General features: G+C 64.3%; 11 protein-coding genes. 7 read left to right on the forward strand and 4 right to left on the reverse strand.

Translation table 11 applies throughout. The annotated features are described in order from the left end of the window. The first annotated feature begins 974 nt into the window (after window positions 1-974). A complete protein-coding gene (locus AC0L2J_RS12340) occupies window positions 975-1,556 on the forward strand; it encodes an SRPBCC family protein (protein WP_063996235.1) in 582 nt (193 codons plus the stop codon). Window positions 1,557-1,558: 2 nt separating this feature from the next. Further along, a complete protein-coding gene (locus AC0L2J_RS12345) occupies window positions 1,559-2,512 on the forward strand; it encodes a YVTN family beta-propeller repeat protein (RefSeq protein ID WP_473390013.1) in 954 nt (317 codons plus the stop codon). 48 nt (window positions 2,513-2,560) lie between these two features. Here the strand turns inward: AC0L2J_RS12345 and AC0L2J_RS12350 are convergent, their stop codons facing one another. Continuing rightward, the gene (locus AC0L2J_RS12350; RefSeq protein ID WP_473390016.1) at window positions 2,561-3,235 is read right to left on the reverse strand and encodes an HAD-IA family hydrolase; all 675 of its coding nucleotides are present in this window, start codon (window positions 3,233-3,235) and stop codon (window positions 2,561-2,563) included. A gap of 97 nt (window positions 3,236-3,332) precedes the next feature. Between AC0L2J_RS12350 and AC0L2J_RS12355 the strand changes: the two genes are divergently transcribed. From AC0L2J_RS12355 to AC0L2J_RS12365, 3 genes are all read left to right on the forward strand, one after another. Continuing rightward, window positions 3,333-3,560, forward strand: a complete 228-nt coding sequence (locus tag AC0L2J_RS12355; RefSeq protein ID WP_063996238.1) for a DUF433 domain-containing protein — start codon at window positions 3,333-3,335, stop codon at window positions 3,558-3,560. 1 nt (window position 3,561) lies between these two features. Further along, on the forward strand, window positions 3,562-3,897 hold the full coding sequence (locus AC0L2J_RS12360; protein WP_473390019.1) for a DUF5615 family PIN-like protein: 336 nt from the start codon (window positions 3,562-3,564) through the stop codon (window positions 3,895-3,897). Window positions 3,898-3,997: 100 nt separating this feature from the next. Then, the gene (locus AC0L2J_RS12365) at window positions 3,998-4,282 is read left to right on the forward strand and encodes a barstar family protein (RefSeq protein WP_473390023.1); all 285 of its coding nucleotides are present in this window, start codon (window positions 3,998-4,000) and stop codon (window positions 4,280-4,282) included. A 13-nt stretch (window positions 4,283-4,295) separates the two neighbouring features. Here the strand turns inward: AC0L2J_RS12365 and uvrA are convergent, their stop codons facing one another. From uvrA to AC0L2J_RS12380, 3 genes are all read right to left on the reverse strand, one after another. After that, window positions 4,296-7,277, reverse strand: coding sequence for an excinuclease ABC subunit UvrA (gene uvrA / locus AC0L2J_RS12370; protein ID WP_473390027.1), 2,982 nt, complete (start codon window positions 7,275-7,277; stop codon window positions 4,296-4,298). Window positions 7,278-7,559: 282 nt separating this feature from the next. Beyond that, window positions 7,560-8,249, reverse strand: coding sequence for an outer membrane protein (locus AC0L2J_RS12375; protein ID WP_007610651.1), 690 nt, complete (start codon window positions 8,247-8,249; stop codon window positions 7,560-7,562). Window positions 8,250-8,484: 235 nt separating this feature from the next. Further along, window positions 8,485-9,234: an outer membrane protein gene (locus AC0L2J_RS12380; protein ID WP_063996242.1), complete on the reverse strand. Its 750-nt coding sequence runs from the start codon at window positions 9,232-9,234 to the stop codon at window positions 8,485-8,487. A gap of 461 nt (window positions 9,235-9,695) precedes the next feature. On the opposite strand from AC0L2J_RS12380, the gene AC0L2J_RS12385 reads away from it, so the two are divergent. Further along, the gene (locus tag AC0L2J_RS12385; RefSeq protein ID WP_007590726.1) at window positions 9,696-10,193 is read left to right on the forward strand and encodes a single-stranded DNA-binding protein; all 498 of its coding nucleotides are present in this window, start codon (window positions 9,696-9,698) and stop codon (window positions 10,191-10,193) included. 372 nt (window positions 10,194-10,565) lie between these two features. Continuing rightward, entirely contained in the window at window positions 10,566-13,310 is a 2,745-nt protein-coding gene (gene gyrA / locus AC0L2J_RS12390) for a DNA gyrase subunit A (protein WP_473390032.1), read from the forward strand. The last annotated feature ends 130 nt before the right edge of the window (window positions 13,311-13,440 follow it).

Raw genomic sequence — 13,440 nt, forward strand, 5'->3', positions numbered from 1 at the left:
TCTAGCTGTTTCCCAGATGCAGCTTTCGCGAGGCTTTCGTACTTGGCATGTTGCTGTCGCCAGCGCGCCAGATAGAGTTCCACGCTCGTATCCCGGACAAGCTGCAACGCGTAAGCGTTGCGGCGTAGAGCCGGGATCCAGAAGCCGTGCATTTGCCGCTGCGTGGGCCGCGGCTCTGCGGCGCACCGCAAGGGCGCTGCGCCGCGTCCGGGGCACGCGCGCAAAATCGCTCTTCGTATTTCAAGCCACGGAGTCCGCGCGGTTTCGCGTTCTCGCGGCTTGTGCGGCCCGAGCTTTGCGGAATTCTTTGCCCTCAAAAATGCCGAGGGCGCAGGGAAGGCCGGGTGCCGGCTGGCACCCACGGTCCACTGTGCGAAGGTTGCGCTACAAGAGGCTGCACAGCGGCATACAGGTGAAGCCCAACACACGGCCTTCCCTGCGCAGTGGTTTTACGGCTTATGTCGTGATCTCCCCGGGGAGCGATGCACTATTGCCCCCGTCGCCTTGCGGATGGCTGATGCGCGAACCCGGTCGGGCCGCCACATCACCGCAACACTTGGCGCACAGACCCCGGGCGCCAGGACCACACGATTTTGCCGTACGCAGGCTGCGCCGGTCGTGTGCGCGACGCCTTCGCTCACGGTTTCCCGCCCTGCAAAGCCCTTCGCGCCGACGCCGCCTGCGCCCACCACGTCCCATCCCGCGTTCGTGACGATCGCGATCCGCCCCTCGGCCGGGTTGGGATGGCCTTCTATACGATAAACCGAAATACGGATAAAGAGAAATATTTCTGCGTGCCGTGATTGACCCTCTTATAGGGTGTTTTGCCCGCCGGGCGGCAAGGGGTTGTGGGCCGCGCGGACGCTCGCCGCAACGCGGCCACGAACGGGTCTCCCCGCGGCCGCAAAATGCGCTACCATGATCCCAGCGCGCTTCAAGTCGCGCATGATCAACGAGACGCATGAGGAAACGAGATGAGGGTGACGATTGGACGGCGCACGGTCCTGGCCGCGGTGCTGACTGCCGCGGGCGCGGCGGCTTTGACGGCGGCGTTTGGCCCGGCTTCGACATCTGCTTGGGCTCACGGGCCGACCCGGCAGAAGGTGCGCGAATCCATCGAGATCAACGCCGCCCCGGCCAAGGTGTGGGCCGCAATCGGCAATTTCCAGGACATGAGCTGGCTGCCGCCGGTTACCAAGACCGAGGGCGAGAAGGGCAACGAGATCGGCGCGACGCGGAAGCTGACGCTGACGGGAGGCGCCACCGTCGACGAGGAGCTCTACAAGTTCGACGCCGCCGCCATGAGCTATTCCTACCGGATCACCAATGTGGACGTGAAGGTGCTGCCGGTGACCAATTACTCCTCGACCCTGACCGTGACGCCGAGTGCCGACGGCAAGGGCTCGACGCTGGAATGGGCCGGCGCGTTCTACCGCGGCTTTCCCAACAACGACCCGCCGCCGGAGCTGAGTGACGAGGCTGCCAAGACTGCGGTGAGCGGGCTCTACAAGGCCGGCCTCGAGTCTTTGAAGAAGAAGATTGAGAGCGGAAGCTGACGGTGCGGACGCTCGTCCTGGCGGCGCTCGCCGCCAGCCTTTGCCTGGTCGGCATCGCGCATACGTCCGCCGAAGAGGCGTTCGTCACCAACCAGCTCAGCGACGATCTGATGATCGTGGACCTCGCCACGGCGCGCAGCGTTGCGACGATCCCGATCGGCGGCAAGCCGGCCGGCATCGCCGTCAGCGCGGACGGGCGTTTTGCCTATGTGACGAGCCCGGATGCCAAGGCCGTGAATGTGGTGGACGCAGCGACGCGGCAGGTTATCGGGCGGATCGAGGTCGGCGGCGGGCCACTCGGCATCGCGGTCGCGCCGGATGGCCGCACCGTCTATGTCGCCGACTGGTATGCCGCGGCTGTGCGGGTGATCGATACGGCCTCGCGCAGCGTCACGGCCAGCATCGCGGTCGGCGCCTCGCCGTCAGGTCTGGCGGTGACGCCGGATGGCAAGCTGCTGCTCTCGGCCGACCGCGACGACGACAGCGTCTCGGTGGTCGACACCGCGACGCGCCAGCGGGGGGCGACCATCAAGGTCGGCACGCGTCCGTTCGGTGTCACCGTCGATGCCGAGGGCAAGCGCGCCTACACCGCCAACGTCGGCTCTAACGACGTCTCCGTGATCGATATCGCCGCGGGTAACGAGATCGGCCGCGTGCCGGTCGGGATGCGCCCTTATGCGGTGGCGCTGACCTTGGGACGCGGCTTCGTCACCGATCAATATGGCGGCACTGTCAGCGTGTTCGATCTGGCGACCTTGAAGCCGATCAAGCGCATCAATGTCGGCGATTATCCCGAAGGCATCGCCGCGACCGCCGACGGCAAGCGCGTCATCGTCGCCTGTTGGGAAAGCAACACGCTCGACATCATCGACGCGGTCGAGATGAAGGTGATCGGTGAGGTCAAGACCGGCGACGGCCCGCGCGCGTTTGGGGCGTTCTTGCGGAAGACCGAGTAGGGGCGTGTAGCCCGCATGAGCGGAGCGACATGCGGGACAGGGCTCTCCTCATCCACCGGCGTTCCCGGATGTCGCTTCGCTCATCCGGGCTACTGCACCGGGGCACAGCGTCCACACAATCTCATCTATCCGCTCAAACATGTGATCCGGTGCCAGCGCCCGCAGCGCCGCCGGCGCCGCATAACCCCAGCCGACCGCGCCGCAGGCAATGCCGACAGCTCGCGCCGCCTCGATGTCGCGCACCTCGTCGCCGATCGAGATCACCTTGCCAGGCGCCACGCCGGCGCGCCGCATGACGCGGCGAAATTTCGACGGCTTGCCGAACAGCGATGCCGCGCAATCGAAATGGGCGAACAGCGCCGCGCAATCGCCGAGCTTCTCGCGCGCATTGGCTTCGCTGTCCGACGTCACCAGCGCGAGCTGCACGCCGGTTTCCGCGAGCGTCCGCAGCATCGCCTCGACGCCCGGAAACAGCGCAATCTCGGCCGCAGCCTCCGCCTTCAGCCGCCGCGCATGTCGCGCGATCGCCGGCAGCTTCCACAGGGGCACCTCGAGGCGGCTAAGAATCTCGCGCGACGAAGCGTGCCGCAGCCCCTCGACATCCTCATCCGCAACACGGCGAAAGCCGAAGCGATCGGCGACGTCGTTGATGGTGCGCAGGAACCACGGAAAGCTGTCGGCCAGCGTGCCGTCGAGATCGAAGATGGCGAGGGAGTAGGGCATGGGCGAGGAAAGTGCCGGAGGGTCGAGAATTGAGCGGCCTGCTACCCGCTGACAGATGTTATGACAAATGCTATATTGATCTGTGTAGAGGTGACAGATGTCGGAGCTACTGGCAAGGATTACGGTCGATCCGCAGCGCATGCATGGACGCCCGTGCATTCGCAATCTGCGCATAACTGTCGCTGACGTCCTGGGGCTGCTGTCCGCCGGACAGTCGCGCGAGAGCATCCTTGAGGACTATCCGTATCTCGAAGCGGCCGATATCGACGCAGTGCTCGCCTATGCTGCCCGTCAGGTAGATCACCCGGTCATAGCGGCCAAGTAGCTTGCTTTACCTAATTGACGCTCAGCTTCCTCCGGCACTTTCGGTGGCCATGCGTCGCGCTGGGTACGATGCCGCTCATGTGGCCGAGTTCGGGATGGCAAACGCGACCGACGGGATGATCTGGAGCGAAGCCGTTTCTCGATCGGCCGTTCTCGTTACCAAGGACCGCGATTTCTCCCTCCTTCGCGCCGCAAAGAAACAGGGTCCGATCGTGCTGTGGGTCCGGGTTGGCAACATCGACAATCGTGCCCTGATCCGTCAGATCTTGAGCGCCATGCCGCAAATCAGCGAAGCGGTTGCGCGGGGGGAGGCGGTTATCGAATTTGTCGGTGGTTAGCGTGGTAAGCGGGCTCGAACCACCCTTCCTATTCCGTCGGGAGGATTTATCGACCAATGCCGCTGTCCGCGTCTGCCTTCCGGCAGACATCTCTCACAAGATGATCCTTCTTGGCTTGCTTGCAAAGCAGCTTGGTTGTCCTGACTATTTCGGTGAGAATTGGGATGCTCTTGAGGAGTGCCTGCGCGATCTCTCTTGGTTACCTGCGGGACCGGTCATTCTGGAGCACGCAGACGTGCCACTTGTTCGAGACATCGCGAATGCGAGGATCTATCTAGCGATACTCGCTGACGCGACCCACGAAACGTCGAGGTCGGATCGTCCACTCCACGTGGTATTCCCAGCTGATTTTCACGGCCAGATATCGTGGCTTCTTCGACTGTAGGAACGAGGCGCCGCTACTCCGCCGCCTCGCTCGCCGTCCGTCTCCGCTTCGGCTTCCGCGCCTTGGCGAGCACCGGGGCCAGGAACTTGCCGGTGTAGCTCCGCGGCGCTTTCGCAATGTCCTCGGGCGGGCCCCAGGCGACGATCTCGCCGCCGCCGTCGCCGCCTTCGGGGCCGAGGTCGATGACCCAGTCGGCGGTCTTGATGACTTCGAGATTGTGCTCGATCACGACGACCGTGTTGCCCTGCGCGACCAGCTCGTGCAGCACCTCCAGCAGCTTCTTGACGTCGTGGAAATGCAGGCCGGTGGTCGGCTCGTCCAAGATGTAGAGCGTGCGGCCGGTGGCGCGCTTTGACAGCTCCTTGGCGAGCTTGACGCGCTGGGCTTCGCCGCCGGACAGCGTCGTGGCCTGCTGGCCGACATGGATGTAGTCGAGGCCGACGCGGTGCAGCGTCTGGAAGGTCTCGCGCACGCGCGGGACCGCCTTGAAGAACTCGGCGGCTTCCTCGACGGTCATGTCGAGCACGTCGGCGATGCTCTTGCCCTTGAACAGGACCTCGAGCGTCTCGCGGTTGTAGCGCTTGCCCTTGCAGACGTCGCAGGTGACGTAGACGTCGGGTAGAAAGTGCATCTCGATCTTGATGACGCCGTCGCCCTGGCAGGCCTCGCAGCGGCCGCCCTTGACGTTGAAGGAGAAGCGGCCGGGCTCGTAGCCGCGCGCTTTGGACTCGGGCAGGCCGGCGAACCATTCGCGGATCGGCGTGAAGGCGCCGGTGTAGGTCGCGGGGTTCGAACGTGGCGTGCGGCCGATCGGCGACTGGTCGATGTCGATGATCTTGTCGATGTGCTCGAGGCCCTCGATGCGGTCGTGCGGAGCCGCGCCCTCGCTGGCATTGTTCAGCTTGCGGGCGATCGCCTTGTACAGCGTGTCGATCAGCAGCGTCGACTTGCCGCCGCCGGAGACGCCGGTGACGCAGGTGAACAGGCCGAGCGGGATTTCGGCCGTGACGTTCTTCAGATTATTGCCGCGCGCGTTGACCACCTTGATGGTGCGGCGATGGTTTGGCGGGCGCCGCTCCGGCACCTCGACCTCGAGCTCGCCCGTGAGATATTTGCCGGTCAGCGAGTTCGGGTTGCGCATGATTTCGGCGGGCGTGCCTTCGGCGATGATGTTGCCGCCATGCATGCCGGCGCCAGGCCCGATGTCGAGGACGTGGTCGGCGAGCAGGATCGCGTCCTCGTCATGCTCGACTACGATCACGGTGTTGCCGAGGTCGCGCAGGCGCTTCAGCGTATCGAGCAGGCGTGCGTTGTCGCGCTGGTGCAGTCCGATCGAGGGCTCGTCCAGCACGTAGAGCACGCCTGTTAGCCCCGAGCCGATCTGCGAGGCCAGGCGGATGCGCTGGCTCTCGCCGCCGGACAGCGTGCCGGAGGAGCGGGACAGCGTGAGATAGTTGAGGCCGACGTCGAGCAGGAAGGTGAGGCGCTCGCGGATCTCCTTGAGGATGCGGCCGGCGATCTCGTTCTGCTGGGTGTTCAGCGCCTCCGGCACGGTCTCGAACCACGCGCCGGCGCCCTTCACCGACATTTCGGAGATGTCGCCGATATGCTTGCCGCCGATCTTGACGCAGAGCGCCTCGGGCTTCAGCCGAAAGCCGTGGCACGCCTCGCAGGGCACGTCGTGGAAGTACTTCGCCAGCTCCTCGCGCGCCCACTCGCTCTCGGTCTCGCGATAGCGGCGGTTGATGTTGGTGATGACGCCCTCGAACGGCTTCTTGGTGTCGTAGGAACGGACGCCGTCCTCGTAGGAGAACTTGATCTCGTCCTCGCCGGAGCCATGCAGGATCGCGTTCTGCGTCTTCTTGGGCAGATCCTTCCATTTGGTGGTCAGCGTGAACTTGTAGTGCTTGCCGAGCGCAGTCAGCGTCTGGATGTAATAGGGCGACGAGGATTTGGCCCAGGGCGCGATCGCGCCCTTGCCGATGGCGAGCTCCTTGTCGGGGATGACGAGGTCTTCGTCGACATGCTGCTCGACGCCGAGTCCGCCGCAGGCCGGGCAGGCGCCATAGGGATTGTTGAACGAGAACAGTCGGGGCTCGATCTCGGGGATGGTGAAGCCGGACACGGGGCAGGCGAACTTTTCCGAGAACAGCATGCGCTCGGGTCCGCTCTTGTCGTGGATCTTTGCGGTCTTCTTTTTCTCTTCCGCGGGTGCTGCTGCAGCCGGCGCATCGGCGAATTCGATGACGGCAAGACCCTCGGCAAGCTTCAGCGCGGTCTCGAAGCTTTCGGCGAGGCGCTGACCGATGTCGGGGCGCACGACGATGCGGTCGACGACGACGTCGATGTCGTGCGGGAATTTCTTGTCTAGCGTCGGCGCTTCGGCGAGCTCGTGGAAGGCGCCGTCGATCTTGACGCGCTGAAAGCCCTTCTTGAGCCATTCGGCGAGCTCTTTGCGGTACTCACCCTTGCGGCCGCGCACGACCGGCGCGAGCAGATAGAGGCGCGAGCCCTCGGGGAGCGCCAGCACGCGGTCGACCATCTGCGAGACGGTCTGGCTCTCGATCGGCAGGCCGGTGGCGGGCGAATAGGGCACGCCGACACGCGCCCACAGCAGGCGCATATAGTCGTAGATTTCGGTGACGGTGCCGACGGTGGAGCGCGGGTTCTTCGACGTCGTCTTCTGCTCGATCGAGATCGCCGGCGACAGGCCGTCGATCTGGTCGACATCAGGCTTCTGCATCATCTCCAGGAACTGGCGGGCATAGGCCGACAGCGATTCGACGTAGCGGCGCTGGCCCTCGGCGTAGATGGTGTCGAACGCGAGCGAGGATTTGCCGGAGCCTGACAGCCCCGTGAACACCACCAGCTTGTCGCGGGGAATCTCGACGTCGACGTTCTTGAGGTTGTGCTCGCGCGCGCCACGGATCGTAATTGCGCGCAGGTGTGCTCCCACGTTCTGTTGTTGGCGCTTCGCCTTGATCACTTCATCCATCCTGGTGGTCCTCAAGGAATCCAAAAGCGCGCGATCGCGCCAACGAAACAGGCGCGCTTCGCCCGGAACCGGGATCGGCGCCGATGGGTATGTGAGCGAACGTAGGAAGAACGGGGGCGGATTTCCAGTGGCGTTTGCGAATCGTCAACGGATTGTTGGCGCGCTGGCGGCATCTGGCAGGAGCGCGGCAGTCGAAACTCGAGGCGACGTGCCCGTCAAACAAAAAGGCCGGCGCAAGGCCGGCCTTTCGTAACGCGGATGCGTTGGAGCTAGGTACTGAACTCAGTACTTCGCGACCACCGGGCCCCCGAAGTGATAGTTCACGCCGACCTGCACGGTGTGGAGGTTGAGCGTTCCGGTCGGAATGGCGCCTCCGAAGTAGGTCTCGCCGCCGAGGCTGCGATAGAGGTATTCGCCCTTGACCGACCACTGCGGAGCGAAGAACGCCTCGACGCCCGCGCCGACGGTCCAGCCCGAGTGGAACTTGCTGTCGGAGACCGAGAGACCGCCCAGGGTGGCGGTGAGCTTGTTGTCGATCCAGGCGTAACCACCGGTGCCGTAGAACAGCACGTTGTTGACGGCCCAGCCGATGCGGCCGCGCACGGTGCCCATCGCGTCAGTCTTGGAGCTCAGCGAGGCGGGGATGCCACCGACGCCCGCAACGAAAACCGTACCAGCGGCCGAAGCGCTGACGTCTGCCCAGGCGCCATCGGCCTCGACGCCGAACACGACGTTGCCGGTCTGCCAGTTATAGCCGGCGGTGCCGCCGACGAAGCCGCCCTTCATCTTCGGGTCGGTGGAGGAATTTTCCCAGGCGCCACCACCGACGATACCGAGGTAGAAGCCGGTCCAGTTGTAGACCGAAGCCATGGCCACCGGCGCCTTGGTGTAGGGGCGCGCCGCGAGATCAGCGGCCGAGGCCGGGGCAGCGAGAGCGAACAAACAGGCCGAAGCCAACCAAACCTTTTTCATTTTCAACTAATCCCAGTCCCAGTTTCTGATTGTGCCTTCCACGATCGGGAAGGGCATCGGACGCGGTGGTCCAACTGATGTCTCCATACACCGGTGAAGCCGCAAGTTGTGTCACTCAAAAGTCACACCGTGTGTGAAACGTAATGGTTGTTGACTGACTATTCCGAGCTGGGGAAGCACAGCAAAAAAGGCCGGCACAGGGCCGGCCTTTGATCTCAATGATATCAGAGGGATATCAGTACTTCGCGACGACCGAGCCGCCCCAGTTGAAGTGATAGTTCACGCCCACCTTGATGGTGTGAACGGTGTCGGTCCATTCGGAGCGGTTGGTGACCACTGGAGAGTATTGGATCGTGCTCCTGCCGAAATCGATGTAGTTATACTCGACCTTGGCTGACCAGTTCGGAGCGAACATGTATTCAGCGCCTGCACCGACGGTCCAACCCCAGCGCCAGTCGTTCTGGACAAAGACGTTTCCGGGAATGCCGTCGTAGCGGTGCTGGATGTCACCGACCGCGGCACCGCCGCTGACGAACCAGAGCGCGGGGCCGGTCGAGTAGCCGAGACGGCCCTTGATGTCGCCGAAGCCACGAATCTTCGTGAAGTAGGTGTCGCCGAGGCCGGCATTAATCTCGGCCGAACGGCCGCTGATGTCGGCCCAGTGATAATCGCCTTCGATGCCGAACACGGCCGGACCGGACTGCCAATTGTAGCCGAACACCCCGCCGACGAAGCCGCCGCTCGTGTCATACCTCTGGCTGCCTGCGAAGATCGCTGTGTTCGGACCGTCGAAGAAGGTCTCGTCGCTACGACCCCAGCCGCCGCCTCCCTGCACACCGGCGTAGAAGCCGGTCCAGGTATAGATCGGTGCGGGCGCGGCCATTGGCGCCTTCGTGTAAGGACGCGCGGCCATGTCCGCCGCACTGGCCGGAGCCGACAGGCCCATCGCCACTGCACCGATTGCACCAATAAGAAGCCTATTCATTGCAAGTCTCCCCAGGTTCGTCCGCCTCTTAATGTCCCCGAAGCGGCTGATCAGGCGCGAGGGCCCATATGAACTAAGTCCGAGGCAACCGTAGCTCTGCGGAGCGGCAGAGTCCGTCTCCGAAATGCAACAAGAACGGGGCAGTGCGAGTACCCATAACTTGCTGAATGTTAAGTTCTTTCTTCCGTTTTTTGGAACCTAAAAAGGTTCCAATCGACCCGTGCCTTCCCACAGCACATTGGCCGATCGATTCCCACACCTTCAGGGCTGTCATTCGCCAAGAACAAATCTGGAACGAGCCGGAGGTCGATGCTATATGTGGGGATAACCGGAGGGGTGACGGACTGATCGGCGTCCGCAAGCGTTCGGCGAGCGTATAGGGTCGCCTCAACAGGCACGGCGGAACGCGGGGAGCGGACCGGCCTTCTTGAATTCAATGGCATTCGGAGCGGAGAGCGGAGATGGCGGGAAGCGTCAACAAGGTCATTCTGGTTGGAAATCTCGGCAAGGATCCTGAAATCCGCCGCACCCAGGACGGGCGGCCGATTGCCAATCTGAGCGTCGCGACCTCGGAGACGTGGCGCGACAAAGCGACCGGCGAGCGCAAGGAAAAGACCGAGTGGCACCGCGTCGTGATCTTCAATGAAGGGCTCTGCAAGGTCGCCGAACAGTATTTGAAGAAGGGCGCCAAGATCTACGTCGAGGGCGCGCTCCAGACCCGCAAATGGACCGACCAGAGCGGCGTCGAGAAGTACTCGACCGAAGTCGTGCTGCAGGGATTCAACTCCACCCTGACGATGCTGGACGGCCGTAGCGGCGGTGGGGGAGGCGGCAGCTTCGGCGACGAGCCGGGCGGCGATTTCGGCTCCTCCGGTCCGGTCAGCAGCGCACCGCGGCGCCCTGTAGCGGCCGGCGGCGGTGGCCGCAACAGCGACATGGACGACGATATCCCGTTCTGAGCGATCACGTTCTGAGAACGCGGCGTCTCGATGCGGATGCGCCCGCCGGATCGGCGGCGCTTCTCATCTCGTGTCAGAAAATCCCACTAATCGGCAGGACGGGCTCGGAATTTCCGGGCCCGCTTCATGTTTGGGGTGAGCTCGGATTGCGGCTTGGCAAACGCGCTGACGGGGCCAGCTCGCCGCGCGGTTTTCCCCGCGTCCCCGGCGATTTTGCAAGGCCGATGCGGGGGCCGTCCGCGACACCGCTCGCAAGGGCTTAAGTTGTTGGAAAAATAGGCGGAAAAAGCGCTTCCCAGAACGCCGCGAGGGTGGTTATCAGGGGCTCGATGCGCTATATGATTCCCAGATAAAATCTCACCGGATTTCCCCTTGGCTGACGACGACGACAAGCCCGGCGACCAGCCGGCGCAACCCTCGGATATTCGCCCCGTCTCCATCTTCGAGGAGATGAAGAAGTCCTATCTCGACTACGCCATGAGCGTGATCGTGGCGCGGGCGCTGCCTGACGCTCGCGACGGTCTGAAGCCGGTGCATCGCCGCATCCTGTACTCGATGAACGAGCAGGGGCACACGCCCGACAAGAAGTACGTCAAGTCCGCCCGCGTGGTCGGTGACGTCATCGGTAAATATCATCCGCATGGCGACCAGTCGATCTACGACGCCATGGTCCGGATGGCGCAGGACTTCTCCATGCGCGTGCCGCTGATCGACGGCCAGGGCAATTTCGGCTCGGTCGACGGCGATCCTCCGGCTGCCTATCGTTACACCGAAGCCCGATTGACGAAGGCGGCGCTGGCCCTGCTGGCCGACATCGACAAGGACACGGTCGATTTCCAGCCGAACTACGACAACAACGAGACCGAACCGTCGGTCTTGCCGGCCAAGTTCCCGAACCTTCTCGTCAACGGCGCCGGCGGCATCGCGGTCGGCATGGCGACCAACATCCCGCCGCACAATCTCGGCGAGGTCATCCACGCCTGCGTCGCGCTGATCGACAACCCCGCGCTCACCATCGACGAGCTCATCAACATCGTGCCGGGACCGGATTTCCCGACCGGCGGGGTCATCCTCGGACGGCAGGGCATCCGCGCCGCCTATCACCTCGGCCGCGGCTCGGTCATGATGCGCGGCAAGGTCGCGATCGAGACCATCCGCAAGGAGCGCGAGGCGATCATCATCACCGAGATTCCCTACCAGGTGAACAAGGCGACGATGGTCGAGCGCATCGCCGAGCTGGTCAAGGAAAAGAAGATCGAGGGCATCGGCGACCTGCGCGATGAATCCGATCGCGACGGCTACCGCGTCGTCATCGAATTGAAGCGCGACGCCGTGCCGGATGTGGTGCTCAATCAGCTCTACAGGTTCACGCCGCTGCAAACGAGCTTCGGCGTCAACATGGTGGCGCTCGACAGCGGCCGTCCGCGGATCATGCATCTGAAGGACCTGCTGGCGATCTTCGTCGACTTCCGCGAGCGGGTCGTCACGCGGCGCACCAAGTTCCTGCTCGCCAAGGCCCGCGATCGCGCCCATATCCTGGTCGGTCTCGCCATCGCGGTCGCCAATATCGATGAGATGATCCGCGTCATCCGGACCTCGCCCGACCCGACCACCGCGCGCGACACCCTGATGTCGCGCGACTGGCCCGCCCGGGACGTTGAGGACATGCTGACGCTGATCGACGATCCGCGCCACCGCATCAGCGAGGACGGCACGATCCGGCTGTCGATGGAGCAGGCGAGGGCCATTCTCGATTTGCGCCTGCAACGCCTCACCGCACTCGGCCGTGACGAAATCCGCGAGGAGCTCGACAAGCTCGCCGGCGAGATCGCCGACTATCTCGACATCCTGCGTTCGCGCGACCGCGTGCTGGGAATCATCAAGTCCGAGCTCGCCGAAGTGAAAGCCGAGTTCGCGACCCCGCGCCGCACCGTCATCATCGAGCAGGAAGGCGAGGTCGAGGACGAGGACCTGATCCAGCGCGAGGACATGGTCGTCACCGTCTCCCACGCCGGCTACGTCAAGCGTGTGCCGCTGTCGGCCTACCGGGCCCAGCGCCGCGGCGGCAAGGGCCGCGCCGGCATGCAGACCCGCGACGAGGATTTTGTCAGCCGGCTGTTCGTGGCGTCCACGCATACGCCGATGCTGTTCTTCTCTTCGCGCGGCCAAGTCTACAAGATCAAGGTCTGGCGCCTGCCGATGGCCGCGCCGAATGCGCGCGGCAAGGCGCTGATCAACATCCTGCCGCTGGAGCAGGGCGAGCGCATCACCACCATCATGCCGCTGCCGGAGGACGAGTCCACCTGGGGCAATCTCGACGTGATGTTCGCCACGACCGGCGGCAACGTCCGGCGCAACAAGCTGTCCGACTTCGTCGATGTCCGCCGCTCCGGCATCATCGCGATGAAGCTCGACGACAACGAAGCCATCGTCGACGTGCAGATCTGCACCGAGCACGACGACGTGCTTTTGACCGGCGCCGGCGGCCAGTGCATCCGCTTCCCCGTGACCGACGTGCGCGTGTTCACCGGGCGCACCTCGATGGGCGTGCGCGGCATTGCGCTTGCCGAGGGCGACAAGGTGATCTCTCTGGCGATCCTGCGCCACGTCGAGACGACGTCCGACGAGCGCTCGGCGTACCTGAAGATGCGTCGTGCGGTCGCCGGCGAAGCTGCGCCCGAGGAGCCGGCGGCGGACGCGGAGGCCGAGGAGACCTCCGGCAGCTTCCAGCTCGCCCAGGAGCGCTACATCGAGATGTCGGCGCAGGAGCAGGTCGTGCTGACTGTCTCCGTCAACGGTTACGGCAAGCGGACCTCGTCCTACGAGTACCGCACCACGGGCCGAGGCGGCAAAGGCATCGTCGCCATGAGCGTCAACAACCGCAACGGCAACCTCGTAGCGTCGTTCCCGGTGGAAGATGCTGATCAAATCATGCTGGTCACCGACAAGGGCCAGCTGATCCGCTGCCCGGTCGAAGGCATCCGCGTCGCCGGCCGCTCGACCCAGGGCGTGATCGTGTTCGACACCGCCGAGGACGAACACGTCGTCTCGGTCGAGCACATCACGGAAGAGGCCGAGAGCGGGAACGGGGCGAATGGGGAGTCGAACGGGGAGTGATGCGTCACCCCTCGTAGCCGGGGGGGGGGGGGGGGCGCGACGGGGGGGGGGGGGGGGGGGGCCGGCACGCGGGGGGCGGGGGGGGGGCGGCGGGGGAGGGGGTGTGGGTGTGAGGACGCGGACGGGGGGG

Source organism: Bradyrhizobium sp. MV1.5 (assembly GCF_055807615.1).

Bases quoted from the DNA above. Each gene is read 5' to 3' on its own strand.
- AC0L2J_RS12340 (WP_063996235.1), top strand. From the start codon at position 975: ATGAGGGTGACGATTGGACGGCGCACGGTCCTGGCCGCGGTGCTGACT.
- AC0L2J_RS12350 (WP_473390016.1), bottom strand. From the start codon at position 3,235: ATGCCCTACTCCCTCGCCATCTTCGATCTCGACGGCACGCTGGCCGAC.
- AC0L2J_RS12355 (WP_063996238.1), top strand. From the start codon at position 3,333: ATGTCGGAGCTACTGGCAAGGATTACGGTCGATCCGCAGCGCATGCAT.
- AC0L2J_RS12365 (WP_473390023.1), top strand. From the start codon at position 3,998: ATGATCCTTCTTGGCTTGCTTGCAAAGCAGCTTGGTTGTCCTGACTAT.
- uvrA (WP_473390027.1), bottom strand. From the start codon at position 7,277: ATGGATGAAGTGATCAAGGCGAAGCGCCAACAACAGAACGTGGGAGCA.
- AC0L2J_RS12375 (WP_007610651.1), bottom strand. From the start codon at position 8,249: ATGAAAAAGGTTTGGTTGGCTTCGGCCTGTTTGTTCGCTCTCGCTGCC.
- AC0L2J_RS12380 (WP_063996242.1), bottom strand. From the start codon at position 9,234: ATGAATAGGCTTCTTATTGGTGCAATCGGTGCAGTGGCGATGGGCCTG.
- AC0L2J_RS12385 (WP_007590726.1), top strand. From the start codon at position 9,696: ATGGCGGGAAGCGTCAACAAGGTCATTCTGGTTGGAAATCTCGGCAAG.